36 protein-coding genes are annotated in these 26,223 nt (G+C 63.8%); 1 reads left to right on the top strand and 35 read right to left on the bottom strand.

The genetic code is table 11. The features are described 5' to 3' along the window. Positions 1-65 precede the first annotated feature (65 nt). The 3 genes from ptsP to B9Y86_RS08555 are packed head-to-tail and all read right to left on the bottom strand — an operon-like array spanning position 66 to position 2,350. Positions 66-1,718, bottom strand: coding sequence for a phosphoenolpyruvate--protein phosphotransferase (gene ptsP, locus B9Y86_RS08565; protein ID WP_085485372.1), 1,653 nt, complete (start codon positions 1,716-1,718; stop codon positions 66-68). 5 nt (positions 1,719-1,723) lie between these two features. Then, entirely contained in the window at positions 1,724-1,990 is a 267-nt protein-coding gene (locus tag B9Y86_RS08560; RefSeq protein WP_055855598.1) for an HPr family phosphocarrier protein, read from the bottom strand. Between the two features lie 36 nt (positions 1,991-2,026). Next, the gene (locus B9Y86_RS08555) at positions 2,027-2,350 is read right to left on the bottom strand and encodes a PTS sugar transporter subunit IIB (RefSeq protein WP_085484882.1); all 324 of its coding nucleotides are present in this window, start codon (positions 2,348-2,350) and stop codon (positions 2,027-2,029) included. A 159-nt stretch (positions 2,351-2,509) separates the two neighbouring features. Between B9Y86_RS08555 and B9Y86_RS08550 the strand changes: the two genes are divergently transcribed. Further along, positions 2,510-4,420 carry a BglG family transcription antiterminator gene (locus B9Y86_RS08550; protein ID WP_085484880.1) on the top strand — a complete coding sequence of 637 codons (1,911 nt, stop codon included), beginning with the start codon at positions 2,510-2,512 and terminating at the stop codon, positions 4,418-4,420. A 43-nt stretch (positions 4,421-4,463) separates the two neighbouring features. Here the strand turns inward: B9Y86_RS08550 and map are convergent, their stop codons facing one another. The 32 genes from map to B9Y86_RS08390 all read right to left on the bottom strand — a co-directional run bounded on the left by map (position 4,464) and on the right by B9Y86_RS08390 (position 26,219). Beyond that, positions 4,464-5,294, bottom strand: a complete 831-nt coding sequence (gene map, locus B9Y86_RS08545) for a type I methionyl aminopeptidase (RefSeq protein ID WP_085484878.1) — start codon at positions 5,292-5,294, stop codon at positions 4,464-4,466. After that, positions 5,291-5,887, bottom strand: a complete 597-nt coding sequence (locus tag B9Y86_RS08540; RefSeq protein WP_176223307.1) for an adenylate kinase — start codon at positions 5,885-5,887, stop codon at positions 5,291-5,293. Before B9Y86_RS08540 ends, map begins: the two co-directional genes overlap by 4 nt. After that, positions 5,884-7,206 (bottom strand): preprotein translocase subunit SecY, encoded by a 1,323-nt coding sequence (gene secY, locus B9Y86_RS08535; protein ID WP_085484876.1) that lies wholly within the window; start codon positions 7,204-7,206, stop codon positions 5,884-5,886. Before secY ends, B9Y86_RS08540 begins: the two co-directional genes overlap by 4 nt. Before the next feature lie 129 nt (positions 7,207-7,335). Further along, the gene (gene rplO / locus B9Y86_RS08530) at positions 7,336-8,025 is read right to left on the bottom strand and encodes a 50S ribosomal protein L15 (protein WP_085484874.1); all 690 of its coding nucleotides are present in this window, start codon (positions 8,023-8,025) and stop codon (positions 7,336-7,338) included. After that, a complete protein-coding gene (rpmD, locus tag B9Y86_RS08525; protein ID WP_044440029.1) occupies positions 8,025-8,210 on the bottom strand; it encodes a 50S ribosomal protein L30 in 186 nt (61 codons plus the stop codon). Before rpmD ends, rplO begins: the two co-directional genes overlap by 1 nt. Further along, on the bottom strand, positions 8,210-8,881 hold the full coding sequence (rpsE, locus tag B9Y86_RS08520; protein WP_268750572.1) for a 30S ribosomal protein S5: 672 nt from the start codon (positions 8,879-8,881) through the stop codon (positions 8,210-8,212). The genes rpmD and rpsE overlap by 1 nt, the downstream gene beginning before the upstream one ends. A 29-nt stretch (positions 8,882-8,910) precedes the next feature. Further along, entirely contained in the window at positions 8,911-9,282 is a 372-nt protein-coding gene (gene rplR, locus B9Y86_RS08515) for a 50S ribosomal protein L18 (RefSeq protein ID WP_055778086.1), read from the bottom strand. 2 nt (positions 9,283-9,284) lie between these two features. Continuing rightward, complete coding sequence (gene rplF / locus B9Y86_RS08510; protein ID WP_085484872.1) at positions 9,285-9,821, bottom strand: 50S ribosomal protein L6; 537 nt, start codon at positions 9,819-9,821, stop codon at positions 9,285-9,287. 6 nt (positions 9,822-9,827) lie between these two features. After that, the gene (gene rpsH, locus B9Y86_RS08505) at positions 9,828-10,226 is read right to left on the bottom strand and encodes a 30S ribosomal protein S8 (protein WP_044440024.1); all 399 of its coding nucleotides are present in this window, start codon (positions 10,224-10,226) and stop codon (positions 9,828-9,830) included. A 183-nt stretch (positions 10,227-10,409) separates the two neighbouring features. Then, positions 10,410-11,000: a 50S ribosomal protein L5 gene (rplE, locus tag B9Y86_RS08500; protein WP_085484870.1), complete on the bottom strand. Its 591-nt coding sequence runs from the start codon at positions 10,998-11,000 to the stop codon at positions 10,410-10,412. After that, positions 11,000-11,359, bottom strand: coding sequence for a 50S ribosomal protein L24 (rplX, locus tag B9Y86_RS08495; RefSeq protein ID WP_044440022.1), 360 nt, complete (start codon positions 11,357-11,359; stop codon positions 11,000-11,002). Before rplX ends, rplE begins: the two co-directional genes overlap by 1 nt. 3 nt (positions 11,360-11,362) lie before the next feature. After that, the gene (gene rplN, locus B9Y86_RS08490) at positions 11,363-11,731 is read right to left on the bottom strand and encodes a 50S ribosomal protein L14 (RefSeq protein WP_044440021.1); all 369 of its coding nucleotides are present in this window, start codon (positions 11,729-11,731) and stop codon (positions 11,363-11,365) included. A gap of 35 nt (positions 11,732-11,766) precedes the next feature. Then, on the bottom strand, positions 11,767-12,072 hold the full coding sequence (gene rpsQ / locus B9Y86_RS08485; protein ID WP_085484868.1) for a 30S ribosomal protein S17: 306 nt from the start codon (positions 12,070-12,072) through the stop codon (positions 11,767-11,769). After that, positions 12,072-12,401 (bottom strand): 50S ribosomal protein L29, encoded by a 330-nt coding sequence (rpmC, locus tag B9Y86_RS08480; RefSeq protein ID WP_044440019.1) that lies wholly within the window; start codon positions 12,399-12,401, stop codon positions 12,072-12,074. The genes rpsQ and rpmC overlap by 1 nt, the downstream gene beginning before the upstream one ends. Beyond that, positions 12,401-12,820 (bottom strand): 50S ribosomal protein L16, encoded by a 420-nt coding sequence (rplP, locus tag B9Y86_RS08475; RefSeq protein WP_044440018.1) that lies wholly within the window; start codon positions 12,818-12,820, stop codon positions 12,401-12,403. The genes rpmC and rplP overlap by 1 nt, the downstream gene beginning before the upstream one ends. Positions 12,821-12,822: 2 nt before the next feature. Then, on the bottom strand, positions 12,823-13,632 hold the full coding sequence (gene rpsC, locus B9Y86_RS08470) for a 30S ribosomal protein S3 (RefSeq protein WP_044440017.1): 810 nt from the start codon (positions 13,630-13,632) through the stop codon (positions 12,823-12,825). Beyond that, on the bottom strand, positions 13,632-14,027 hold the full coding sequence (rplV, locus tag B9Y86_RS08465) for a 50S ribosomal protein L22 (RefSeq protein WP_044440016.1): 396 nt from the start codon (positions 14,025-14,027) through the stop codon (positions 13,632-13,634). The genes rpsC and rplV overlap by 1 nt, the downstream gene beginning before the upstream one ends. Before the next feature lie 24 nt (positions 14,028-14,051). Further along, positions 14,052-14,333 carry a 30S ribosomal protein S19 gene (rpsS, locus tag B9Y86_RS08460; RefSeq protein WP_044440015.1) on the bottom strand — a complete coding sequence of 94 codons (282 nt, stop codon included), beginning with the start codon at positions 14,331-14,333 and terminating at the stop codon, positions 14,052-14,054. Between the two features lie 12 nt (positions 14,334-14,345). Continuing rightward, entirely contained in the window at positions 14,346-15,185 is an 840-nt protein-coding gene (rplB, locus tag B9Y86_RS08455; RefSeq protein ID WP_044440013.1) for a 50S ribosomal protein L2, read from the bottom strand. Between the two features lie 18 nt (positions 15,186-15,203). Then, a complete protein-coding gene (gene rplW / locus B9Y86_RS08450) occupies positions 15,204-15,509 on the bottom strand; it encodes a 50S ribosomal protein L23 (protein WP_044440011.1) in 306 nt (101 codons plus the stop codon). Between the two features lie 2 nt (positions 15,510-15,511). Then, positions 15,512-16,174, bottom strand: coding sequence for a 50S ribosomal protein L4 (gene rplD, locus B9Y86_RS08445; RefSeq protein ID WP_085484866.1), 663 nt, complete (start codon positions 16,172-16,174; stop codon positions 15,512-15,514). A 3-nt stretch (positions 16,175-16,177) separates the two neighbouring features. Continuing rightward, the gene (rplC, locus tag B9Y86_RS08440) at positions 16,178-16,849 is read right to left on the bottom strand and encodes a 50S ribosomal protein L3 (RefSeq protein WP_044440007.1); all 672 of its coding nucleotides are present in this window, start codon (positions 16,847-16,849) and stop codon (positions 16,178-16,180) included. A 17-nt stretch (positions 16,850-16,866) separates the two neighbouring features. Then, positions 16,867-17,175 (bottom strand): 30S ribosomal protein S10, encoded by a 309-nt coding sequence (gene rpsJ / locus B9Y86_RS08435; RefSeq protein WP_018171443.1) that lies wholly within the window; start codon positions 17,173-17,175, stop codon positions 16,867-16,869. 408 nt (positions 17,176-17,583) lie between these two features. Further along, entirely contained in the window at positions 17,584-18,555 is a 972-nt protein-coding gene (locus B9Y86_RS08430) for a DNA topoisomerase IB (protein WP_085484864.1), read from the bottom strand. Between the two features lie 67 nt (positions 18,556-18,622). Further along, a complete protein-coding gene (locus tag B9Y86_RS08425; protein ID WP_176223306.1) occupies positions 18,623-18,832 on the bottom strand; it encodes an Rv0909 family putative TA system antitoxin in 210 nt (69 codons plus the stop codon). A gap of 58 nt (positions 18,833-18,890) precedes the next feature. Then, positions 18,891-19,658: a fructosamine kinase family protein gene (locus B9Y86_RS08420; RefSeq protein WP_085484862.1), complete on the bottom strand. Its 768-nt coding sequence runs from the start codon at positions 19,656-19,658 to the stop codon at positions 18,891-18,893. 107 nt (positions 19,659-19,765) lie between these two features. Beyond that, on the bottom strand, positions 19,766-20,959 hold the full coding sequence (gene tuf, locus B9Y86_RS08415) for an elongation factor Tu (RefSeq protein WP_044440003.1): 1,194 nt from the start codon (positions 20,957-20,959) through the stop codon (positions 19,766-19,768). 133 nt (positions 20,960-21,092) lie between these two features. Next, positions 21,093-23,207 carry an elongation factor G gene (fusA, locus tag B9Y86_RS08410; RefSeq protein WP_055778113.1) on the bottom strand — a complete coding sequence of 705 codons (2,115 nt, stop codon included), beginning with the start codon at positions 23,205-23,207 and terminating at the stop codon, positions 21,093-21,095. Between the two features lie 102 nt (positions 23,208-23,309). Continuing rightward, positions 23,310-23,780 carry a 30S ribosomal protein S7 gene (gene rpsG, locus B9Y86_RS08405; protein WP_044440000.1) on the bottom strand — a complete coding sequence of 157 codons (471 nt, stop codon included), beginning with the start codon at positions 23,778-23,780 and terminating at the stop codon, positions 23,310-23,312. Further along, entirely contained in the window at positions 23,780-24,154 is a 375-nt protein-coding gene (gene rpsL / locus B9Y86_RS08400; protein ID WP_044439998.1) for a 30S ribosomal protein S12, read from the bottom strand. The genes rpsG and rpsL overlap by 1 nt, the downstream gene beginning before the upstream one ends. Positions 24,155-24,462: 308 nt before the next feature. After that, positions 24,463-25,662, bottom strand: coding sequence for a hypothetical protein (locus B9Y86_RS08395; protein WP_085484860.1), 1,200 nt, complete (start codon positions 25,660-25,662; stop codon positions 24,463-24,465). Between the two features lie 80 nt (positions 25,663-25,742). Next, the gene (locus B9Y86_RS08390) at positions 25,743-26,219 is read right to left on the bottom strand and encodes a DUF6121 family protein (protein ID WP_085484858.1); all 477 of its coding nucleotides are present in this window, start codon (positions 26,217-26,219) and stop codon (positions 25,743-25,745) included. Positions 26,220-26,223 lie beyond the last annotated feature (4 nt).

The following is a 26,223-nucleotide window of genomic DNA, read 5'->3' as shown; positions in this document are numbered from 1 at the left end:
TGTTTCTCCTTGTTTCTGTGTTGAGGGGTGCGTGTGATTGTTGGGTGTGTGGTGCGGGTGTTACGTCAGGAGGACGCGCTGGCGGACACCGCAGCGCGGGCCTCCATCGCGCTGTTCGCCTTGAGGGCGAGCTCGGCGAAGTGCTGCGCCTGCTCGATCGTGTAGAGGCGCAGTTCGGCGCGTACATCGGCGAGCGCTGCGGGCGACATCGAGAGGCTGGTGGCTCCGAGACCGACGAGGACGACCGCGAGCAGCGGGTCGGCTGCAGCCTCGCCGCAGATGCCGACGGGCTTGCCCAACGCCGCTCCGGCCTTGCCGACCTCGCCCACGAGGCGCAGCACAGCGGGATGCCACGGGTCCTGGAACGACGCGACGCTTCCGAGAAGGCGGTCGGCGGCCAGCGTGTACTGGGTCAGGTCGTTGGTACCGATCGACGCGAAGTCGGCGTCGACGAGGATGCGATCGGCCAGCAGAGCAGACGACGGAACCTCGATCATGACACCGGCGGTCTTCAGACCGATCTCGCGTGCGATGGACGTGAAGTACCGGGTCTCCTCAAGGGTCGACACCATGGGCGCCATGACCCAGACGTCGGCCGTGTTCTCGGCTTCGGCATTGCGGATGGCGGTGAGCTGGTCACGCAGGATCTGCTCGTTCGCCCGCAGAGCCCGCAGACCACGAAGGCCGAGGGCCGGGTTCTCCTCCGGAGCGTCGTTCAAGAAGCTCAGCGGCTTGTCTGCTCCCGCGTCCAATGCGCGAACCACGACCTTCTTGCCTGGGAATGCGGCGAAGAGCGAGGAGTACTGCGACTGCTGCTCCTCGACGGTCGGCGCCTGCGCCGAGTCGAGGAACAGGAACTCGGTGCGGAACAGGCCGACGCCCTCGGCACCCAGCTCGACGGCCTCTTCAGCTCCGCCCGCGGAACCGAGGTTTGCGAGCAGAGGGATCTCGGTGTCGTCGGCGAGACGCCCGGGCCCGGCCGGCGCGTTGGCCAGTGAGGCGCGCTCCTGAATGGCCATCTTGGCGGCGAACCGCTCGTCTTCGTTCGGGTCGACCGTGATCGTGCCGGTCGAGGCATCCACGATGACGGTGGTTCCGTTCGCGATCTCGAGAGCTCCGGCGACACCGACAGCGGCGACGATCGATTTCTCACGCGCGAGGATCGCCGTGTGCGATGTGGGTCCTCCATCGCTCGTGATCAGACCCAGCACCTTGTCGAGATTGAGAAGAGCGGTGTCGGCGGGAGCGAGGTCGCGCGCAACGAGGACGAACTGATGGTCGGGGTCGGGCACGCCGGGCGCTTCGACTCCCTGGAGCTGGGCGACGACGCGCTGAGACACATCGTCGAGGTCGGTCGCCCGCTCGCCCATATAACCGCTCATGCTCACGAGCAGGTCACGGAAACTCGCGAAGGCCTCGAACACCGCGCGTTCTGCGGTCTTACCCGTGCCGATGCGGGCTTTGACGTCATCGGAGAGCGTCGGGTCCTCAGCCATGAAGGCCTGGGCCTCGAGCACGTCCTTGGCCGATCCGCCTGCACGCTCACCTCTGGCCCGGATGCCTGCCGCGGTGGCGGCCAGCGCCACGGCGGCTCGCTCCTTCTCGGCGTCGACGCTCAGGGTCGACGGCGCATCCTGAGGCTCGGGCAGCGGTGCGGGCATCTGCAGCACCGTTCCCATCGCCATGCCGCGACCGATTCCTACTCCCTGAAAAGTCATGGCGCTCACGCGGCGTCGTGGTCGGTGGTGAGCAGGGCCGCGAGTTCGTCGAGAACCGCGTCGGCGTCGTCGCCCTCGACAGACAGCACAACGTCGTCGTTGTGGTCGATGCCGAGCGAGATCACACCGAGGATGCTGGCCGCGTTCACGGACTTGTCGCCCTTCGTCAGCTGCACGGGAACTCCCGCCTTGGCCGCGGCCTGTGTGAAGATCGACGCCGGACGCGCGTGCAGCCCGTGGGTCGACGCGATGGTGACAGTGCGTTCAGCCATGATTTCTCCTTGATGTTTCGTGGTTCGTTGGGTGGGTCACGATGAGCTGGCGGTGTCGGCGACACGATTCAGGACGAGATCCAGGGCGATCTCCTCGCCTCCCGAGCCGAAGATCGTGTCGGGCAGGAGGGCACTCACCGCGCCCGCCGCGTCGGCGAGGTGCGACAGTTCGTCGAACCGCGTCGCGAGGTGGGGGCCGACGAGCAAGACATCGATCGCGCCGATTCGCTCGGCGAGCCCCGCTGTGCTGGATGCCGAAACGCTCACGTCGATGTCGCGACGGCGGGCGGCGGCCCGGATGCGATGGGCCAGAAAAGTACTCGATGCACCAGCACCGCAGACAATCAGAACTCTGTGCATCTCTCGCCTCCTTGCGACCTACGTTCAATACTCTCGGAGAAGTCGCGGCTTCGCGCCGGGTTGCGCCGCAGAAAAGTTTCCGCTGGGGAGGAAGCCGACTGGTTGCAATTAGTCTGGAGGCGCCCGGGATGGTTGACTCAGGTCGGGAGCGACCAGCACATGAATGAGAAGTATGAACGGCTTTTGGACTATCTGTCCCAAGCCGATGGCTGGGTGACCGCCGCCGAGCTGGCCGACAAACTCGGCGTCACCAGCCGCAGCGTGCGCAGCTACGTGACGGCCGCCAAGAGCGCATCTCATCCCCACGAGACGATTCAGTCCGGTGTGCTCGGTTACCGCGTCGACCGCGACGCGCTGAGCGCGTTCCGCGCGGAGGGTCGGATTGTCGAACCCGAGACGCCTCGCGACCGCATCTACCAGCTCGTGCGTCTTCTCGGCAATGCGCCCGAGGGTCTCGATGCTCGCAGCCTTGCCACCCGCCTGTTCGTCAGCGATTCGACCCTCGAACAAGACCTGCGCAAGGTCAAGCTGCTCGTCGAAGCAGATGACCTGTCACTGGTGAGGCGCGACAACCTCGTCTCGATCGTGGGATCGGAGGCGAACCATCGTCGGCTGCTCAGTCGTATGTTCCGCGAGGAGAGCGCGCAGGGGTTCCTCGAGCTCGAGCGAGTGCAGCGTGAATTCGAATCCGAGAACCTCGGGAGCTTCAAGACCGAGTTGATCGACATGCTCGACGCACACGGCTACTTCGTGAACGAGTACGGTCTGAACAACGTGCTGCTGCACCTGATGATCGCTCTCGAAAGGCAGGATCGTGCGCAGTCCGAGGTGCCGCTCGTAGCCTCCGGCCCGCGGGTTGCAGAGATCGCAGCGGCACTGTCCGGTCTCGTCGTGAACCACTTCGCTGTGTCGCTCAGCGCCCCCGACCTCGACTACCTCGCCGTGCTGCTGACCACTCGGGTCGTGACGCCGGGTCACGACGAGTCGACGAAGCAGGTGGTCGAGAACTACGTCGACGCCGATGTGCTCGCCACCGTGCGCGACATCGTCGCGCTCGTGCATCAGGAGTACCTGATCGACCTCGCCGACGAGGAGTTCATGGTTCGACTGTCGCTGCACGTGCGCAACCTCGTGGCGCGTGCTCACGAGAATGCCTATTCGGTCAATCCTCTGACCCGATCGATGAAGACCTCGTACCCGATGACCTACGAACTCTCGGTGTTCATCGCGAGTCAGCTTCAGCGCCGCGCGGCAATTCACATCAACGACGACGAGATCGCGTTCATCGCACTGCACGTGGGCTCCTACCTCGAGCGCAAGGAGCGCCGGGGCGACAGGCTGCGCTGTGCGGTGGTGTGCCCGAACTACTACGACATGCACGAGATGTTGGCCGAGCGAATCACCAGGGCGCTGGGCGACGAACTCGACGTGGCGATCGTGATCACCCGAACCGACGTCGACTGGTCGGAACTCGACGCAGACCTCGTGCTCTCAACGATCGCCTCCCGTGCTCCGCGCGAGAACGAAGTCGTCATCCAGCCATTTCTGACCGACGGCGATATCGAGAACGTTCGCCGTGCAATCAGCCGCGTGCGTCGGCATGCCCGCCGCATGCAGATCAAGGACGACCTGCTGCTCTACTTCGACGAGGCGCTCTTCTTCAGGGAGCTGCACGTATCGAGCGAGGTGGAGATGATCGAGACTCTCGGCCAGCGGATGGTCGAGCATGGCGTGATCGACCGCTCATACGTCGACGGAGCAATCGAACGCGAGCTCATGTCGTCGACCGCGTTCACCGACAGCATCGCTGTTCCTCACGCGATGGCGATGACGGCCAGTCGCACCTCGATCGCGATCGTGATCAACGATTCGGCGATGGCGTGGGGAGAGAACCGTGTGAACGTCATCGCGTTCATCGCGTTCGCTGCCACCGGTCGCACATCGTTCCAGGAGGTCTTCGATCAGTTCGTCGAGGTGTTCTCCGACCGGGAGGATGTGCAGCGCATCATCAAGCGCGCGGTCGATTTTCCGAGCTTCATCGACGAGCTCGTGCACATCATGGACAAGTAGCCCGCAATCCGTTCCCTGCGCCGGTCGAATGGGCCCGCGGACGCTACCGGATGGGCGTCGGCGTGACGCCGAATGGAGCCAGGCCCGCTGCGCCGCCGTCGTGGGCCGTGGTGACCCAGATTCCGTCTGCGTGCACGGCGACGGAATGCTCCCAATGCGCCGCGACACTTCCGTCGTCGGTTGCGACGGTCCAGTCGTCTTCGCGCACGTACGTCTCGATCGATCCGAGCGTGACCATCGGCTCGATCGCGACCACCAGTCCCGGCTTCACATCGGGACCCTTGGCGCGCACCCGATAGTTGAAGACGGGCGGGGCCTCATGCATGCTGCGGCCGATGCCGTGGCCGATGTAATCGGTGACGATACCGAAGGTGCCCTGTGCCTCGATGTACTCTTCGATCGCCTCGCCGACCTCGTTCAGGTGGCGAGCCGTGCTGAGGCGGGCGATACCGGCCCACAGCGAACCCTCCGTCACGTCGGACAGCCGCTGACGTTCTGCCACGAGCTCGAGTCTCGTCTCGTCGGGAATGACCACGGTGAACGCGGAGTCTCCGTTCCAGCCCTCGACCTCTGCGCCGTTGTCAATCGAGACGATGTCACCTGGCTGCAGGATGCGTTCACCCGGGATGCCATGCACGACGTCGTCGTTGACCGAAGCGCAGATCGTGTGTCGGTAGCCCGGAACGAGTTTGAAGTTCGACACTCCCCCGGCCTCGACGATCACGCGCTCCGCGATCGAATCCAGCTCGAGCGTGCTCACTCCTGGCCGGATGGCGGCGCGCACCGCGTCGAGCGATGCCGCCGTCACCAGACCCGGGCGCACCATGAGCCGCAGCTCATCGGGCGTCTTGTAGATGTTCTTGCGAAAGCTCATCGAGAGGCGAGTGCCGTGACGATGCGTTCGGTGACCTCGTCGACCTCGCCGAGCGCGTCAACCGCGACAACGAGCCCGCGGCTCGCGTACACATCGATCAACGGCGCCGTCTGGTCGGCGTAGACCTCTTGTCGGTGTCGCAATACCTCTTCGGTGTCGTCGGCGCGACCCTCGACGAGCGCGCGCTTGCGCAGGCGCTCGACGACCTCGTCGACGTCGGCCACGAGCTGAACAACAGCATCGAGATGCGCGTGGGCCTTGGCGAGTATGCGATCGAGCTCGTCGACCTGCTCGGTCGTGCGAGGGTAGCCGTCGAGCAAGAACCCGCCCGCCACATCAGGTTGCAGAAGCCGGTCTCGAACCAGGTCGTTCGTCAGGGAGTCAGGCACATACGAGCCTGACTCGACGAGCGCCTGCACCTTCTTGCCCAGTTCGGTGCCCTCTTTGATGTTTGCGCGGAAGATGTCACCGGTCGAGATCGCGGGGATTCCGTAGATCTCGGCGAGCTTCGCCGCCTGCGTGCCTTTGCCGGCCCCGGGAGGACCGATGATCAGCAGCCGCACGGTTCCCGCAAGCGTGTCGACCGAGGTCATCGCAGCAGGCCTTCGTAATGACGCTGCTGCAGCTGCGAATCGATCTGCTTGACCGTCTCGAGGCCGACACCGACCACGATCAGGATCGAAGCACCACCGAAGGGGAAGTTCGACGTGGCCCCCACGATCGCGAGTGCCACCAAGGGAATCAGGGCGATCAGACCGAGGTAGATCGATCCGGGAAGGGTGACACGGGTCAGCACGTAGTCGAGGTACTCGGCAGTAGGACGACCGGCTCGGATGCCGGGGATGAAGCCGCCGTACTTCTTCATGTTGTCGGCCACCTCTTCGGGGTTGAAGGTGATGGCGACGTAGAAGTAGGTGAATCCGACGATGAGCAGGAAGTACAGAATCATGTAGAGCGGGTGATCGCCCTTGGTGAGATAGTTCGTGACCCAGGTGACCCAGGGCGCAGGCGACTGGCCGGCAGCCGGCTGGTTGAACTGGGCGATGAGCGCGGGCAGGTACAGGAGCGACGAGGCGAAGATGACCGGCACGACGCCCGCCATATTGACCTTGATCGGGATATAGGTGTTGTTGCCACCGTACGTTCGCCTGCCGACCATGCGTTTGGCGTATTGCACAGGGATGCGTCTCTGTGACTGTTCGACGAACACCACGGCCGCCATGATCAGGAGACCGACGGCTATGACGAGAAGGAATGTCTCGAAGCCCTTGGCCTGAGCGATGCTCCACAGCGAGTTGGGGAACTGAGCGGCGATCGACGTGAAGATGAGCAGCGACATTCCGTTGCCGATGCCGCGCTCGGTGATGAGCTCGCCCATCCACATGATCAATCCGGTTCCGGCGGTCATCGTGATCACCATGAGCATGATCGCGTACCACGCGTCGTCGGTTATGAGCTGAGTACATTCCGCCACCGTCGTGGTGCCGAAGAGCGCACCGGAGCGTGCCACGGTGATCAGCGTCGTAGACTGCAGCACCGCCAGCGCGATGGTCAGGTAGCGCGTGTACTGCGTGAGCTTGGACTGGCCCGCCTGGCCCTCTTTGTGGAGTGTCTCGAAGTGCGGGATGACCACGCGCAGCAGCTGGGTGATGATCGATGCCGTGATGTACGGCATGATGCCCAGCGCGAAGATGCTCAGCTGCAGGAGAGCGCCACCGGAGAAGAGGTTGACGAGCTCGTAGAGGCCCGACGTGTTTTGGTTCGCAGCGAGGCACGACTGCACGTTTCCGAAGTCCACGAATGGTGCGGGGATGAACGATCCCAGACGGAACAGTGCGACGATGCCGAGCGTGAACCCGATCTTCCGGCGGAGATCCGGGGTGCGGAAGATCCGCGCGACGGCTCTAAACAAAAAATGCCTCCTGCTAATTGGCGAAAGTGATGGCGCGAAAGCCCCCGGCAGACTCAGGGAGTCTATCGGGGGCTCTCGTCGAAACCGTAGCGTGCGAGCGATTTACCACTCACAGCACCGGAAGGTGCGTTACTTTACGGAGCCACCGGCGGCAACGATCTTCTGTTCAGCTGAACCGGAGACCTTGTCGACCGCAACGTTCAGCTTAACCGTAATGTCGCCCTGTCCGAGAACTTTGACCTTCTCGTTGTTGCGTACGGCACCCTTGGCGACGAGGTCACTGATCGTGACCTCTCCGCCCGACGGGTAGAGCTCGGCGAGCTTCTCGAGGTTGACGACCTGGTACTCGACGCGGAACGGGTTCTTGAACCCGCGCAGCTTCGGCGTACGCATGTGCAGAGGCATCTGCCCACCCTCGAACCCGACGCGGACCTGGTAACGAGCCTTCGTTCCCTTGGTTCCACGACCGGCGGTCTTACCCTTGGATCCCTCACCACGACCGACGCGCGTACGCGCCTTCTTGGCACCGGGTGCGGGGCGAAGGTGGTGGACCTTGAGAACCTGCTCACGGGGAGCGGCCTCTTCGGTCTTCGCGGCCTTCGGTGCGGCCTTCGCCGCAGCCTTGGGAGCAGCGGCAGCCGACTCGGCCTTGTCAACCTTGGGGGCTGCGGCCTTCTTCGGAGCAGCAGCCTTCTCCGCCTTGGGGGCGGCCTCGGTCTTCGCGGCCTTGGGGGCCTTCGCAGCGGTCTCTGCCTTGGGAGCAGCGGCCTTCTTCGGAGCAGCCTTGGCGGCCGTCTCCTTCTTAGCTTCTTCAGCCATTAGTCAATCTCCTCAACCTTCACCAGGTGAGCGACGGTGTTGACGTAGCCACGGTTCTGCGAGTTGTCCTCGCGGATAGTGACGTCGCCGATGCGCTTGAGTCCCAGGCTGCGAAGGGTATCGCGCTGGTACTGCTTCTCACTGACTTTGGACTTGATCTGGGTTACCTTGAGGCGCGCGGCCATCATGCACCTGCCTTCGCAGTTGCCGCGGCCTCGCGAAGCGCTGCCTCGGTGCGGAGCAGACGGGCCGGAGCCACGTCTTCGTAGGAAAGACCACGACGTGCGGCGACGGCGCGGGGCTCCTCGAGCATCTTCAGAGCCTCGACGGTTGCGTGCACGATGTTGATCGTGTTCGACGAACCGAGCGACTTCGAGAGGACGTCGTGGATACCGGCGCACTCGAGCACGGCGCGGACGGGGCCACCTGCGATAACACCCGTACCGGCAGCCGCGGGACGAAGAAGAACGACGCCTGCGGCGGCCTCTCCCTGAACCGGGTGCGGAATGGTGTTGCCGACGCGGGGGACGCGGAAGAAGTTCTTCTTGGCTTCTTCGACACCCTTCGAGATGGCGGTAGGAACTTCGCGAGCCTTGCCGTAGCCGACGCCCACGAGTCCGTTGCCGTCTCCGACGACGACCAGTGCGGTGAAGCTGAAGCGACGACCACCCTTGACGACCTTCGACACGCGGTTGATCGTGACGACGCGCTCGAGGAACTGGCTCTTGTCGGCGTCACGGCTTCCGCGATCTCCGCGGTTGGGGTTGCGCTCACGGCCTCCGCGACGAGCCTCGCGGGGCTCGGTCTGGTTTGCCTCCGTCGATGCGGCGGTCTCTACCGGGGCTTCAACAGCCACAGCGTTCTCCTTAGTAGTGTTTTCGGTGCTCACAGGTTCAGCCCACCTTCACGAGCGCCCTCGGCGATAGCCGCAACGCGTCCTGCGTAACGGTTCCCGCCGCGGTCGAAGACGACTGCTTCGATGCCGGCTGACTTCGCGCGCTCGGCGACGAGCTCGCCGACCTTGCGCGCCTTGGCTGTCTTGTCGCCATCGAACGAACGCATGTCGACCTCGAGGGTCGAAGCCGACGCCAGGGTGTGACCCAGGGCGTCATCGACGACCTGCACGAAGACGTGACGAGCCGAGCGAGACACGACGAGACGGGGGCGGAGGGCAGTGCCCTCGACCTTCTTGCGGAGACGGTCATGCCGGCGCGAACGCGCAGCAGACTTGCTCTTTCCTCTAGTTCCGAGACCCATGGTTACTTACCACTCTTTCCGGCCTTGCGGCGAACGACCTCGCCGGCGTAACGCACACCCTTGCCCTTGTAGGGCTCAGGCTTGCGCAACTTACGAATGTTTGCGGCAACCTCACCGACGGCCTGCTTGTCGATTCCGGTGACCGTGAGCTTGTTGACGCCCTCGACCGAGAAGCTGATGCCCGCGGGCGGCTCGACGGTGATGGGGTGCGAGTAGCCGAGCGCGAACTCGACGCCAGCGCCCTTGACTGCAACGCGGTAACCGGTTCCGACGACCTCGAGGCTCTTGGAATAGCCCTCGGTGACACCGATGATCTGGTTGGCGATCAGGGTACGGGTAAGACCGTGAAGCGAACGCGATTCGCGCTCGTCGTCGGGACGGGTGACCAGAACCTGGCCATCCTCGATCTTGACCTCGATGGGACTTGCAACGGTGAGCGCGAGCTCACCCTTCGGTCCCTTGACGGCGACGGCCTGGCCGTCGATCTTTACTTCGACCCCCGTAGGGATCTCAATGGGAAGTCGTCCAATACGTGACATCAGTGATCACCAAACGTAGGCGAGGACTTCCCCACCTACGCCCTTCTTGGAAGCCTGGCGGTCTGTGAGCAGACCGGAGGAAGTCGAGAGGATTGCAACGCCGAGGCCACCGAGAACCGTGGGGATCTCCGTCGACTTCGCGTAGACCCGAAGGCCCGGCTTCGACACGCGCTTGATGCCCGCAATGGAGCGTTCGCGGTTCGGTCCGAACTTGAGGGAGAGCGTCAGGGTCTTGCCGACCTCTGCGTCTTTGACGTCCCACGCCGAGATGTAACCTTCGGCCTTGAGGATGTCTGCGATGTGAGACTTGAGCTTCGAGTGCGGCATGGACACGGTGTCGTGATATGCCGAGTTCGCGTTGCGCAGTCTGGTCAGCATGTCTGCGACCGGATCTGTCATTGTCATTGTGTAGTGCCTTTCGCCTGGTTTCGACACCCTTTACGAGGGAGCCGACCTTTGGTGGTGAACTCCGCAAAACCTGCGGAGCTTTTCGCTGCATGCGTTACGCCTGGGCCGTGAGACACGGCCCAGGCGAAACGGCAAACAACAAAGCTTATCCCACGCGGCCGAAAACCGCGCTGGACGAGACTATGCGGGGGTGTTCTCCGCGTTACGGAACGGGAACCCGAGCGCCTTGAGCAGCGCGCGACCCTCGTCGTCGTTCTTGGCGGTCGTCACGACGGTGATGTCGAAACCACGAACGCGGTCGATCTTGTCCTGGTCGATCTCGTGGAACATCGACTGCTCGGTCAGACCGAACGTGTAGTTGCCACGCCCATCGAACTGCTTGTCGCTGAGACCACGGAAGTCGCGGATGCGGGGAAGCGCGAGCGACAGAAGACGGTCGAGGAACTCCCAGGCGCGGTCGCCACGAAGCGTGACGTGTGCACCGATGGGCTGACCCTCGCGCAGCTTGAACTGAGCGATCGACTTGCGGGCGAGCGTGACCTGCGGCTTCTGGCCGGTGATCGCGGTGAGGTCCTTGACGGCCCCATCGATGATCTTGCCGTCGCGGGCGGCCTCGCCGACACCGGTGTTGACCACGATCTTCACGAGTCCGGGCACCTGGTGCACGTTCGTGAAGCCGAACTCCTCCTGGAGCTTCTTCGAGATCTCGGAGCGGTACTTCTGCTTGAGACGGGGCTGGATTTTGCCAGACACCACTGCAGTATCGGTCATTACAGGTCCTTACCTGACTTCTTGGCGTAACGGATGCGGACCGTCTTGGTGACGCCGTCCTTCGTTACCTCTTCGGTGCGGAAACCGACGCGGGTCGGCTTCTTGGTCTCGGGATCGACGATCGCGACGTTCGACACGTGGATCGGGGCCTCGTGGGTCTCGATTCCGCCGGTCTTCGTACCGCGCTGGGTCTGTCCGACGCGAACGTGCTTCGTGATGAAGTTCACGCCCTCGACGACAACGCGGTTCTTCTCGACCAGTACCTCGAGAACACGACCCTGCTTGCCGCGGTCTCCGCCGCGGGCCTGGGTCGCGCCCGTGATGACCTGAACGAGGTCACCCTTCTTGATGTTTGCCATGACTTAGATAACCTCCGGCGCCAGCGAGATGATCTTCATGAACTTCTTGTCGCGAAGCTCGCGGCCGACGGGGCCGAAGATACGGGTACCACGGGGGTCACCGTCGGTCTTCAAGATCACTGCGGCGTTCTCGTCGAACTTGATGTACGAACCGTCGGGACGACGGGTCTGCTTCTTCACGCGAACGATGACGGCCTTGACCACATCGCCCTTCTTGACGTTTCCGCCGGGGATCGCGTCTTTGACGGTGGCGACGATGACGTCACCGAGACCGGCGTACCGGCGGCCTGAGCCACCGAGAACGCGGATCGTGAGGAGCTCCTTGGCGCCGGTGTTGTCGGCGACCTTGACTCTGGATTCCTGCTGCAGCATTTTCTACTCTTCCTTAGGCGAAGTAAGCGCGAGGCCTACTTGGCCTTCTCGAGGATCTCGACCAGGCGCCAGCGCTTGGTGGCGCTGAGGGGACGGGTCTCGCTGATGAGGACGAGGTCACCGATGCCGGCGGAGTTCGCCTCGTCGTGGACCTTGACCTTGGACGTGCGGCGGATGACCTTGCCGTACAGGGGGTGCTTCACGCGGTCTTCGACCTCGACGACGATGGTCTTCTCCATCTTGTCGCTCGTGACGTATCCACGACGTGACTTGCGGTAGCCGCGAGCGGCTGCCTTGGTCTCGTCGGCCGGCGTTGCAGCCGCATCTTTAACCGTTGCCATTACTTGGCCTCCTCAGCCTCAGCGGCCGGGGCGTCCGCCGAAGCGGTCGCATCCTTCTTGGCCTTGCTTTTCTTTTCTGCCTTGGGAGCCACTGCAACCGGAGCGGGCGTGGCACGAATGCCCAGCTCACGCTCACGGATGATCGTGTAGATGCGCGAGATGTCGCGCTTCACGGCGCGCAGGCGGCCGTGGCTCTCGAGCTGGCCGGTAGCCGACTGGAAACGAAGGTTGAACAGTTCTTCCTTCGCCTTCCGCAGCTCTTCGACCAGGCGGGCGTCTTCGAATGTGTCGAGCTCGACAGGGGCGAGCTCCTTGGAACCGATCGCCATTATGCGTCGCCCTCCTCGCGCTTGATGATGCGTGCCTTGAGCGGCAGCTTGTGGATGGCCCGAGTGAGGGCTTCGCGTGCGATCGTGTCGCTGACGCCGCTGAGCTCGAAGAGCACGCGACCCGGCTTGACGTTCGCAATCCACCACTCGGGTGAACCCTTACCGGAACCCATGCGGGTTTCGGCGGGCTTCTTGGTGAGCGGGCGGTCGGGGTAGATGTTGATCCACACCTTTCCGCCACGCTTGATGTGACGCGTCATGGCGATACGAGCGGACTCGATCTGGCGGTTTGTCACATATGCAGGGGTAAGGGCCTGGATGCCGTACTCGCCGAAGCTCACCGTGGTGCCGCCGGTGGCGTGGCCACTGCGTCCCGGGTGGTGCTGCTTACGGTGCTTGACTCTGCGTGGAATCAACATGGTTATGCCTCAACTCCTGCTGCAACGGGAGCCTCTGCCTTGGGGGCGGAGGCGCCAGCGCCTGAATTCGTGCCGGCAGCACCACGACGGGGACGGTCGCCATCGCGGCGGTCGTCACGACGGTCGGGGCGCGTCGACTTCTGGTTGGCCTGCTCGCGGGCAAGCTCCTTGTTGGTGATGTCACCCTTGTAGATCCAGACCTTCACGCCGATGCGGCCGAAGGTGGTCTTGGCCTCGTAGAAGCCGTAGTCGATGTTCGCGCGAAGGGTGTGCAGCGGCACGCGACCCTCACGGTAGAACTCCGAGCGGCTCATCTCGGCGCCGCCGAGACGGCCGGAGACCTGGATACGAACACCCTTGACCGATGCGGTGCGCTGAGCGCCCTGCATCCCCTTGCGCATGGCACGGCGGAACGCGACGCGAGCGGTGAGCTGCTCCGCGATTCCCTGGGCCACGAGCTGGGCTTCGGCTTCGGGGTTCTTGACCTCGAGGATGTTGAGCTGGATCTGCTTGCCCGTGAGCTTCTCGAGGTCGGTGCGGATGCGCTCGGCCTCGGCTCCACGACGACCGATCACGATGCCCGGACGGGCGGTGTGAATGTCGACGCGAACGCGGTCACGGGTGCGCTCGATCTCGATGCGGGCGACGCCGGCACGATCGAGCGAGGTGCTGAGCAGCCTGCGGATCTTGACGTCTTCTGCAACGAAGTCCGCGTAGCGCTGTCCCGGCTTCGTCGAGTCGGAGAACCAACGCGACACGTGGTCGGTGGTGATACCGAGACGGAAGCCGTACGGGTTTACTTTCTGTCCCATTACTTCTTACCTGCCTTCTTCGTGGACGTTGCCACTGCTGCCTCGTCGGGCGTGTTCAGCACAACCGTGATGTGGCTCGTGCGCTTCAGAATCTGGAACGCGCGGCCCTGTGCACGGGGCTGGAAACGCTTGAGGGTGGTTCCCTCATCGACGAACGCAGCCGAGACGAACAGGTCCTGCTCGTCGAGGTAGCTGTTCGACGCGTCGGCCTTGACCCGAGCGTTCGCCATGGCGGACGCGACGAGCTTGTAGACCGGGTCGGACGCACCCTGCGGGGCGAACTTCAGGATCGCCAGCGCTTCGACTGCCTGCTTGCCGCGGATCATGTTGACGACGCGACGAGCCTTCATGGGGGTGACGCGGATGTGTCGCACACGTGCGATTGACTCCACCATTTCTCTCCTCCTTTCGCCACCGCGTTAGCGGCGACGGCCCTTCTTGTCGTCCTTCACGTGACCACGGAAGGTGCGGGTGGGAGCAAACTCGCCGAGTTTGTGCCCAACCATGGTTTCGGTGACGAACACCGGGATGTGCTTACGACCGTCGTGGACGGCGATCGTGTGGCCGAGGAACGCGGGGATGATCATCGATCGGCGCGACCAGGTCTTGATGACGTTCTTGGAACCGGCTTCGTTCTGAGTGACAACCTTGCGATACAGGTGGTCGTCAACGAAGGGGCCCTTCTTGAGACTGCGTGGCATCTTCTACAACTCCTACTTACGCTTCTTGCCGACGGTACGGCGACGAACGATGAGCTTGTCGCTTTCCTTGTTGATGTGCCGGGTGCGGCCTTCCTTCTGGCCCCAAGGGCTCACAGGATGACGTCCACCGGAGGTCTTTCCCTCACCACCACCGTGCGGGTGGTCGACCGGGTTCATGGCGACACCACGCACGGTCGGGCGAACGCCCTTCCAGCGCATACGGCCGGCCTTTCCCCAGTTGATGTTCGACTGCTCGGCGTTGCCGACCTCGCCGATCGTTGCACGGCAGCGAGCGTCGACGTTGCGGATTTCACCGCTGGGAAGACGAAGCTGCGCATAGGGGCCGTCCTTCGCGACGAGACGAACCGAGGCTCCGGCGGAGCGGGCCATCTTGGCGCCGCCGCCCGGCTTCAGTTCGATCGCGTGGATGACGGTACCGGTGGGGATGTTCTTGAGCGGCAGGTTGTTGCCGGGCTTGATGTCGGCAGACGCTCCCGACTCGACGATGTCGCCCTGTGCCAGCTTGTTCGGAGCCAGGATGTAGCGCTTGGTTCCGTCGAGGTAGTGCAGCAGAGCGATGCGTGCGGTGCGGTTGGGGTCGTACTCGATGTGAGCGACCTTGGCGTTGACGCCGTCTTTGTCATTGCGACGGAAGTCGATGACACGGTACTGGCGCTTGTGGCCACCACCGATGTGACGCGTCGTGATGCGACCTGCGTTGTTACGTCCACCGGTCTTCGAGAGCGGACGCAGCAGCGACTTCTCGGGCGTCGACCGGGTGATCTCCGCGAAGTCGGCGACGGACGAACCGCGACGACCCGGGGTGGTGGGCTTGTACTTGCGAATAGCCATTTCTATATCCCTCTGGCCCTAGCCGACAGCGGTGAAGATGTCGATGGTGCCGGACTTGAGCGTGACGATGGCGCGCTTGGTGTCTTTGCGCTTGCCAATGCCGAACTTGGTGCGACGGGTCTTGCCGACACGGTTGAGCGTGTTGATCGACGCGACCTCGACCTTGAAGATCTTCTCGATAGCGAGCTTGATCTCGGTCTTGTTCGAGCGGGGGTCGACGATGAACGTGTACTTGCCCTCGTCGATCAGGCCGTAGCTCTTCTCGGAGACGACCGGCGACAGGATGATGTCGCGCGGGTCTTTGTTGAATGCAGCGTTGCTCATGTCTAGACCTCTTCCTGAGCAGTGTTCTTCGACTTGGCTGCGACGAACGCGTCGAACGAAGCCTTGGTGAAGATGATGTCGTCGGAGACGAGCACGTCGTATGCGTTCAGCTGGTCGGCCGGCAGCACGTGCACGGTCGGGATGTTGCGAACGCTCTTCAGGCTCAGCACGTCGTCACGCTCGAGCACGATGAGAACGTGCTTCGAGGTCGCGACCTGGCTGAGCAGCTCGAGAACACCCTTGGTCGAGGGCGTGTCGCCCTGAGCAAGCGACTCGACCACGTGAACGCGTCCACCGCGTGCGCGGTCGGAGAGCGAACCGAGCAGAGCTGCGGCGATCATCTTCTTGGGGGTGCGCTGGTCGTAGCTGCGCGGGGTCGGTCCGTGGACGATGCCACCACCGGTCATCTGAGGAGCGCGGATCGAGCCCTGACGAGCGCGACCGGTTCCCTTCTGCTTGAACGGCTTGCGACCGGCACCGGAAACCTCGCCACGACGCTTGGTCTTGTGGGTTCCCTGGCGGGCGGCGGCGAGCTGAGCGACCACGACCTGGTGGATCAGCGGGACATTGGTCTGGACGTCGAACAGCTCGGCGGGAAGGTCGACGGTGCCGGCCTTCTTGCCCTTGACGTCGACGACGTCAACCGTGGTAGTTGCGGTAGCCATGAACTAGGCCCCCTTCACTGCGGTACGAACGAAAACGAGACGGCCACGAGCTCCGGGAACGGCACCCTTGATGAGGATGACGTTCTTCTCGGCGTCGATGGAGTGCACGGCGAGGTTGAGCACGGTGACGCGCTCTCCACCCATGCGACCGGCCATGCGCATGCCCTTGAAGACACGCGACGGGGTCGAGGATGCGCCGATGGAACCGGGCTTGCGGTGGTTGCGGTGGGCACCGTGCGAGGCGTTGTCGCCTCGGAAGTTGTGACGCTTCATGACACCGGCGAAACCCTTGCCCTTGGAAGTGCCGACGACGTCGACCTTCTTGCCGGCTTCGAAGACCGCGTCGACGGTGAGCTCCTGGCCCACCGTGTAGTCGGCCGCGTCGGCGGTGCGGATCTCGGTGATGTGACGGCGAGGCGTGACACCGGCGGCGTCGAAGTGACCCGTGGCCGGCTTGTTCACCTTGCGGGGGTCGATCTGGCCGGCGGCGATCTGAACGGCCACGTAGCCGTCGCGCTCGACGGTGCGGATCTGCGTGACCACGTTCGGCGTGATCTCGACGACCGTGACGGGGATGAGACGGTTGTTCTCGTCCCAGACCTGGGTCATGCCGAGCTTCTTGCCGAGGAGACCCTTGCTGGTCTTGGTGGCGGCTGCTTGTGTAGGCGTAGACATAGTGTTCAGTCCCCCGCTTAGAGCTTGATCTCGATGTTGACGTCAGCCGGCAGGTCGAGACGCATGAGCGAGTCGACGGCCTTGGGCGTGGGATCGATGATGTCGATCAGACGCTTGTGCGTGCGCATTTCGAAGTGCTCGCGGCTGTCCTTGTACTTGTGGGGCGAACGGATCACTGCGATCACGTTCTTCTCGGTCGGCAGCGGTACCGGACCGACGACGGTCGCACCCGCGCGGGTCACCGTGTCGACGATCTTGCGCGCCGAGGAGTCGATGACCTCGTGGTCGTACGACTTAAGTCGAATGCGGATCTTCTGTCCCGCCATGTGTGACTCACTCTCTTGTCTTGCGTCTTACCGCCTGTAGGCAGCATTGGACGCGCTTGCTTGCCCGAGCCTTGCAGCCCGTGCTCGATACGCCCGCAGTCGGTCGCACCACTGTTCTTCTGTCAATGTCCTCGCGGACCCAACCCGTCTCGCCCCGCGCGCAGAGTAGATCTGCGATACAAAGAAAAAGGATTGAAGTGTGTTCTGCTACCCGCGGCCCAGCTCTCAACCTCGGATCACGAAGACCCAGTGGGCTAGCTGTGCACTGCCTGGCAGTGATTCCGCGCACGCAAGGCGGCACGAAAATGTTGAACTAGACGAGTTTGCCACACCCGAGGGGCATCGTGCAACCCGGGCGTGTCGCGTTGGGCGTGTCGCGCCGTTCCGCAGATCGAAGCTTCGGCACGGTCACTCGAAAAGGAGTGCCCGGAGTTCTGATTCAGCCGAACCCAATCGTGCGGGATCTATTGTCGTTCCCTCTACGTAGTGGTCGACGACCCGAGGATCGACGTAGCTCTTTTTGGCGATGGAAGGCGTGTTGCCGAGCACCTCCGCCGCATCTCGCATGGCCTGCGCGAGGGCCCGCGACCGTGCGGTCGCGCGCGGCTCCGGGCCGTGCTTCGCCAGACTCACGGCCGCTGCCACCGTTCCGTGCAGCGTGCGAAAGTCTTTCGCCGTGAACTGCCCACCCGTCTTGTCTCTCACATAGTCGTTGATCTCGTCGGCGGCGATCGGATGCCAGTTGCCGGCTCCCGCGCGCCAGGCCAGCAGGCGTGCCCGCGGCCCGCGATGTTTCAGGGCGCGCACGACCGCAGCGAGATCTGCGTCGGTGATGTCGCTCTCCCATGCCTGCCCGCTCTTGGCAGGGAACGCCAGATGCACGGTGTCGCCGCTGACGCGAGCGTGGGCACCGAGCAGCGTCGACAACCCGTGGCTGCCGTTCGATTCGGCGTACCGCTCGCTGCCGACCCTCAGCGAGCCGGTGTCGAGCATCCGAAAGGCCGCCGCCAACGCCCGCTCTTTCGTCGGCTCCGCACTACGAAGGTCGATGGTGACGCCGCGACGTGCTGTCGGAAGCGACTCGGCCAGAGCGAGAGCCCTGTCGAACTTGATGCGATCCTTCTGCTCCCGCCACGTCGGGTGGTAGATGTACTGTCGGCGCCCCGCCGCATCGATGCCCGTGGCCTGGATGTGGCCATTGGCATACGGCGCAATCCACACATCGGTCCAGGCAGGAGGAATGGCGAGCTTCTCTATGCGCTCTCTCAGCTCGGTGTCTGCCACGACCGTGCCGTCGTGGTTGCGGTACGAAAACCCCCGCCCAGCACGAACCCTGTGCAGGCCTGCGCCCGCCGAGTTGCTTCGCCTCAGCCTCACCATTCACCCATTGTGAGTCCCGCGGGGCCGGCCAGACGCATCCGGCCCCGGGGCTTGACAGGCGGCGCGACTACTCGGTTCCGACAGCCTTGTCTGCGGCCGTGCGAGCGCCTTCGACCTGCTCGTCGAATTTGTCGCCCGTGATCTTGTTGACCGCGCCGGCCACACCGTCGAGCAGCTTGTCGCTGAGGTCTTCGGCCTTCTCGCTCTTCAGGGCTTCCTGCACCTTGTTGTCGCCCAGGAACTCCTGCGCCTTCTTGGTGATGTCTTCGAGTCCCATGATTCTCCTTTGATCGGGCCCCGCATTCGAGGCGGTTGGCCCATTCTGCTCCCAGGCGTCAGAACAAGTCGAGGGCTTTTCGCGCAGCCTCGGCGAGGGCATGTCCATATGATGCTCCGTGGCCCGCGGCATGAACGGCGAGCGGATGCAGTTGGTGCAGTGCGATCCGTTCCCGCCATCCAGGTCGCAGAGCAAACTCGTCGTCGTAGGCGTCGACGATCACATCGAGATGGGGCGCGCCGAAGAGGGTCAGCATGGCGAGGTCGGTCTCCCGATGCCCACCGTGCGCCGCCGGATCGATGAACACCGCTTCGTCGCTCGTCCACATGACGTTTCCGTTCCACAGGTCGCCGTGGATGCGCCGCGCGGGTTCTCCGTCATCGGCCGCGCCCGACTCCAACAACTCGCAGACGGCGAACACGTGATCCGCAGCTCCCGCGTCGATGGAACCGACCGACAAGGCGATCTCGAGAAACGGCCGGACCCTCTGTTCGGAGTAGAACCGCCCCCACGAGCATTCCGGCCTGCACTGCATCGGGCGTGCTCCGATGAAGGTGGGGCCGTTCCACCCGTGCGGTGCCGAGCCGAAGGCCTGCGCGCCGGCCCTGTGGGTGACGGCCAGCGCCCGGCCGAACCGCGCGGCGGCATCCGGTGTCGGTCGCGCCGACTCGAGCTGCGCGATCTCGATACGGCCAGCAGAGACGGACTCGACCCGCGCCGTTCTCGCACCGCCCTGAGTCTCGGCCTCTGCCAGCCACGCGAGCCCGGCGGCCTCCGCCTCGAAGAAGCCATCTGGCGCGCGGGGGTTGGACTTGACGAAGGGCACGCTCCATTCTGTTCCCTTCGACAAGCTCAGGGAACGGGCGGACTTAAACGGCAGCAGGGCCGCACCCGAAGGTGCGGCCCTGCTGAGTACTACTGGTGAAGAATCGACTACTTGGTGATCTTCGTGACGGTACCGGCACCGACGGTGCGGCCACCCTCACGGATCGCGAAGCCGAGGCCCTCTTCCATGGCGATGGGCTGGATCAGCTCGACGCTGATGTCAGTCGTGTCGCCGGGCATGACCATCTCGGTGCCCTCGGGGAGGGTGATGACGCCGGTCACGTCGGTGGTGCGGAAGTAGAACTGCGGGCGGTAGTTCGTGTAGAACGGGTTGTGGCGGCCACCCTCATCCTTGGACAGGATGTAGGCGGTTCCATCGAAACCGGTGTGCGGCGTGACCGAACCCGGCTTGACGATGACCTGGCCGCGCTCGACGTCTTCGCGCTTGGTGCCGCGGAGCAGCAGACCACAGTTCTCGCCGGCCCATGCCTCGTCGAGCTGCTTGTGGAACATCTCGATACCCGTGACCGTGGTCTTGACGGTCGGGCGGATGCCGACGATCTCGACCTCGGAGTTGATCGCGAGGGTTCCGCGCTCGGCGCGACCCGTGACGACGGTTCCACGACCGGTGATCGTGAAGACGTCCTCGACGGGCATCAGGAAGGGCTTGTCCTTGTCGCGGACGGGCTCCGGGATGGAGTCGTCGACGGCCTGCATGAGCTCGAGGATCGCGTCGACCCACTTCTCGTCGCCCTCGAGAGCCTTGAGGCCCGAGACGCGAACGACGGGAGCGTTGTCGCCATCGAAGTCCTGGCTGGACAGCAGCTCGCGAACCTCGAGCTCGACGAGCTCCAGGATCTCCTCGTCGTCGACCATGTCGGACTTGTTGAGCGCGACCAGCAGGTAGGGAACGCCGACCTGCTTGGCGAGCAGAACGTGCTCGCGGGTCTGAGCCATCGGGCCGTCGGTAGCGGCAACCACGAGGATCGCGCCATCCATCTGAGCGGCACCGGTGATCATGTTCTTGATGTAGTCAGCGTGACCCGGGGCGTCGACGTGAGCGTAGTGACGCTTCTCGGTCTCGTACTCGACGTGCGAGATGTTGATCGTGATGCCGCGCTGGCGCTCTTCGGGAGCGGAGTCGATCGACGCGAAGTCGCGCTGAACGTTGGTCTTGGACGGGAACTTGTCGGCAAGGACCTTGGAGATCGCTGCAGTCAGCGTGGTCTTTCCGTGGTCGACGTGACCGATCGTTCCGATGTTTACGTGCGGCTTGGTCCGCTCGAACTTGGCCTTGGCCACTGGGTCCTCCTCAGGACTCTCTTGCTCCGCATCCGGACAAAAAACTACCGGGTGAAGAGCGGGGGTGTTTGTGTGTTGATGTTACGCGCTCCGGTGCTCGTAACAATATTGAGCACCGGAACACGATACAGGACTATTCGCCCTTGTTTTTGTTGATGATCTCTTCGGCAACAGCCTTGGGGACCTCGGCGTAGCTGTCGAAGGTCATCGAGTACACCGCGCGGCCCGAGGTCTTCGACCTCAGGTCACCGATATAACCGAACATCTCCGAAAGCGGTACATGGGCACGGATGACCTTGATACCGGTCGCGTCCTCCATGGACTGGATCTGGCCACGGCGCGAGTTGATATCGCCGATGACGTCACCCATGTATTCCTCAGGGGTGCGCACCTCGACTGCCATCAACGGCTCAAGGATGACCGGGTCCGCCTTGCGGGCGGCTTCCTTGAACGCCATGGAACCAGCGATCTTGAACGCCATCTCCGAGGAGTCGACGTCGTGGAACTGGCCGTCGAGCAGGGCTGCCCGAACACCCACCATGGGGTAGCCGGCGAGAACGCCGACCTGGAGGGCATCCTGGATTCCCGCGTCGACGGAGGGGATGTACTCGCGCGGAACGCGACCACCGGTGACCTTGTTCTCGAACTCGTAGATCTTCTCCGCGGTCACCTCCATCGGCTCGATCGAGATCTGAACCTTGGCGAACTGACCCGAACCACCGGTCTGCTTCTTGTGGGTGTAGTCGTGCTTCGGAACCACGCGACGGATCGTCTCGCGGTACGCGACCTGGGGCTTGCCCACGTTGGCCTCGACGTTGAACTCGCGGCGCATACGGTCGACCAGGATGTCGAGGTGAAGCTCGCCCATTCCCTTGATGACCGTCTGGCCCGTGTCCTGGTTCTGCTCGGTGCGGAAGGTCGGGTCCTCTTCAGCGAGCTTCTGGATGGCGACACCCAGCTTCTCCTGGTCGGCCTTCGTCTTCGGCTCGATCGCGACCTCGATGACCGGCTCCGGGAACGTCATCGACTCGAGAACGACCTGGTCGTTCGAGTCGCTGAGCGTGTCTCCCGTGGTCGTGCCCTTCAGGCCGATGACAGCGTAGATGTGACCTGCGGTCACGCTGTCTACGGGGATCTCCTTGTTGGCGTGCATCTGGAAGATCTTGCCGATGCGCTCTTTCTTGCTCTTGGTCGAGTTCGTGACCTGTCCACCGGAGTCGAGACGACCCGAGTAGACGCGGATGAACGTCAGACGACCGAAGAACGGGTGCACCGCGACCTTGAACGCGAGAGCGGCGAAAGGCTCCGAGGCGTCGGGGTGACGCTCTACCTTGACCTCCTCGTCGCGGGGGTCGGTTCCCACGGTGGCGGGAACGTCGAGCGGGCTGGGCAGGTAGTCGACGACTGCATCGAGCATCGGCTGAACACCGCGGTTCTTGAAGGCGGAGCCACAGAGAACCGGGTAGATCTCGCTGGCGACCGTCAGCTTGCGGATGCCAGCCTTGATCTCGGCGACCGTGAGCTCTTCGCCGGCAAAGAACTTCTCGAGCAGAGCGTCGTCGGTCTCGGCGACGGTCTCGAGGAGCAGCTGGCGGTACTCGTCCGCCTTCTCCTTGAGGTCGTCCGGGATCTCCTGAACCTCGTACTTGGCTCCCATGGTGACGTCACCCTTGGAGTCGGAAGGCCAGACGAGAGCACGCATCTCGACGAGGTCGACGACCCCGACGAATCCGTTCTCGGCACCGATGGGCAGCTGGATGACCAGCGGCTTCGCGCCGAGCTTGTTGATGATGGTGTCTACCGTGAAGTAGAAGTCGGCTCCGAGCTTGTCCATCTTGTTGATGAAGCAGATACGGGGAACTTCGTACTTGTCGGCCTGTCGCCACACGGTCTCCGACTGGGGCTCGACGCCCTCTTTGCCGTCGAAGACTGCCACGGCACCGTCGAGCACGCGGAGCGAACGCTCCACCTCGACGGTGAAGTCGACGTGACCCGGAGTGTCGATGATGTTGATCTGGTTCTTGTCCCAGAAACAGGTGACTGCAGCAGAGGTGATCGTGATGCCACGCTCCTGCTCCTGCTCCATCCAGTCGGTCGTCGATGCGCCGTCGTGGGTCTCACCGATCTTGTGGTTGACACCCGTGTAGAACAGGATGCGCTCGGTGGTGGTGGTCTTGCCGGCATCGATGTGAGCCATGATGCCGATGTTGCGGACCTTGTTCAGGTCGGTGAGCACGTCCTGTGCCACAGATTGCCTCCGGTTGTTTACTAAGGGGTTTGTCGAACGATGGCGGCACCGATCGAGGGGCCGGTTCGCGGGGCGAACCGGCCTCTCGACCAGCACACGCGATTACCAGCGGTAGTGAGCGAATGCCTTGTTCGACTCGGCCATCTTGTGGGTGTCTTCGCGGCGCTTGACCGCGGCACCGAGGCCGTTCGACGCGTCGAGGATCTCGTTGGTGAGACGCTCGGTCATCGTCTTCTCTCGACGGCTCTTCGCGTAGCTCGTGAGCCAGCGGAGTGCGAGAGTGTTGGCACGGTGAGGCTTGACCTCGACCGGAACCTGGTAGGTCGATCCACCGACGCGGCGCGACTTGACCTCGAGCGTGGGGCGAACGTTGTCGAGCGCCTTCTTGAGGGTGACGACGGCGTCGGCGCCGTTCTTTGCAGCGACCCCTTCGAGTGCGTCGTAGACGATGCGCTCGGCAAGGCCCTTCTTGCCATCAAGAAGGATCTTGTTGACGAGCTGGCTGACGATAGGCGCACCGTAGACGGGGTCTGCGACGACGGGGCGCTTGGGTGCTGGTCCCTTACGAGGCATTACTTCTTCTCCATCTTCGCGCCGTAACGGCTGCGAGCCTGCTTGCGGCCCTTGACGGCCTGGGTGTCCAGGGCGCCGCGGACGATCTTGTAACGCACACCGGGCAGGTCCTTCACACGACCGCCACGCACGAGCACCATGGAGTGCTCCTGCAGGTTGTGGCCTTCACCGGGAATGTACGCGGTGACCTCGGTGCCGTTGGACAGCTTGACGCGGGCGACCTTGCGCAGAGCCGAGTTGGGCTTCTTGGGCGTGGTCGTGTAGACGCGGGTGCAGACGCCGCGCTGCTGCGGGTTGGCCTTCAGGGCCGGCGTCTTGGTCTTGGTGACCTTCGGAGTTCGGCCCTTGCGGACCAACTGCTGAATGGTTGGCACTACTTCTCCTATTTTCTACTGCACGGTGACAGCTTGCTTTCGCGTAGCAATCGGTAGCGCCCGCGTGCGGGATTCAACCGATGTTCTTGTGGACCCGCCGCCTGCACACGCGAGCGTCTGCAGAGATTGTGATGGTGGGTATGCCGTGGGGGCCTGCCCCAGAGAGGGCCTGCCCTTGCCTTGCCCCAGACTGATCTGTCGCAAGAATCTCGTCTCGGACGAATCCGAGTTGAAAAGTGGGCGTGCAAGAATGCACACACCCGGCAATATTAGCCCGAAGCGGCGCTTCGGTCAAGCGAGGTCGACCGCTAGAACGGCAGCGCCGATGACGAGAACGTGATCGCTCCGTCGACGACGGAAACCGTGCCGGCTGGCCGGTAGTTCGGCAGACTCGTGCCCGATTGCCCGGACCGACCAGCACTGTCGACGGAGTCCGCCACGACGTCGAGTGTTCCTGCCGTCGCAGTCGAGACCGACCAGCCGTTGCCCGCCCAGTCGCCGATGGAGTAGGTGGGCCTCGCCGTGAGTGTCCAGCGGATATTCGAGTAGCTGACACCGTCTTGGGCTCGAGCCTGGAAGCCGCAGCCTGTGGGCGCGAGACTCTGCTGCGCCACGCATCCGTCGACGTACGCGTCGACCGCGGCGCGGGCGGCCGCGGTGCCGGCCTCGGTGAGCGTGGTGGCCACCGCCGCGGTTGCGATGCTTCCCGCAGCGGCGTCGGAGAGACCGACGACGTTCGCCGTTGCTGGCGCTGCGTCGAAGAGGTCGCTGTCGTCGACCACCGAGACCTCGTAGTCACCCGGAAAAGCGCGGAGGCCCGACTCGTCGGCGCCCTCGACGGTGTTGCCGTCGACCTGCACAGCGAGGCCATCCGGCCCCTGAACCTGCACATCCACCGCGCCGAGGGGCAGGGGCTGCAACTGCCAGACATCGAAGACGACGAACGTCTTGCCGGCCTTCTGCAGCTCGAACTCCTGCGTGTAACTCGTTCCCCCCTGGGTGATCTTGGCGGTGACGGTGGCCGTGTCGCCCGTCGTCTTCGCCTTGCCCACGCTGAAACCTGTGATGTGGTTGGAGGAAGCGTTGTAGGCGTCGTCGGTGAGCAGCCCTGATGGCTTCTCTCCCATGACCTCGAGTGCCGACTCTGCTCTGCCGTCGACCAGGTCTTGCAGGAATGTCTTCACCTGGGTGTCGGGCGCGACGCTCGACGAGATGGATGCGCCGGCGACGGCCAATCCGGCGCCACCCAGAATCACGACCGCCGCCGCGATGGATATGCCGATGATCAGACCCTTGCGCGATCTGCGAGCGCTCTGCTGAGGGCGGGGCTGCGGCTGGACGGGCTGGGGCTGCGGCTGGGCGAACTGGAACTGCGGCTGGACGGGATAGTTCTGCGCCTGTGGAACGGGCGGTGCCGACATAGGCGGAACGGGCACCGAAGGAATGGGAGGCACCGGCGGAACGGACGACGCACCCTGGGGCACGGGGGGAAGTGTGTTGTCTGACATCGAGGGCTCCTCGCTTCGAATCCCGGATGACCATCCAAGCAGAGATCGGCCGCCGCTACGCTACCGAACCGTCGACTCTGTCATTCGTCGTCCTTCTCCCACGGCCAGGACGCCCCGCCTTGTCCCGCTCCGATCAGCGACAGTCCGATGGCCGAGACGAAAGCCGCCCCGACCACCACGATCGTGAACGGAGTGGGAGCCTGGGCGGCGATGACCAGCAGGAGCGCCGTGAGCCGACCGGTCGCCACGAACTGAAGAAGGCCCAGAGTGGCGAGTTGCACGGCGACCGCCCCGAGAGCGAGGACGGCCGATGATCCGAGCACGGCCCCGAGGCCTCTACCGGTCACGGTCGACCAGCGCGGCGACGCCAAGGCGAACAGAACGGCCACGGCGCTGACCGCTACCGACACAGGAGCGACGATCGGACCCACGTCGGGATCGGCCACCACCTCCGTCTCGGCCAGAAGACTGACGAAGCCCCAGCCTGCGACGACGAGGGCGACGAACAGCGCGGTCGCGAAGACCGACCGGCCGTAGCGCAGGCCTCGGCTCGGCACGGCG

Source organism: Agreia pratensis (genome assembly GCF_900177685.1).
Taxonomy (GTDB): domain Bacteria; phylum Actinomycetota; class Actinomycetes; order Actinomycetales; family Microbacteriaceae; genus Agreia; species Agreia pratensis.
Note: the sequence above shows the minus strand (reverse complement) of the source record. Positions and strands in the feature narration are given on the sequence as shown.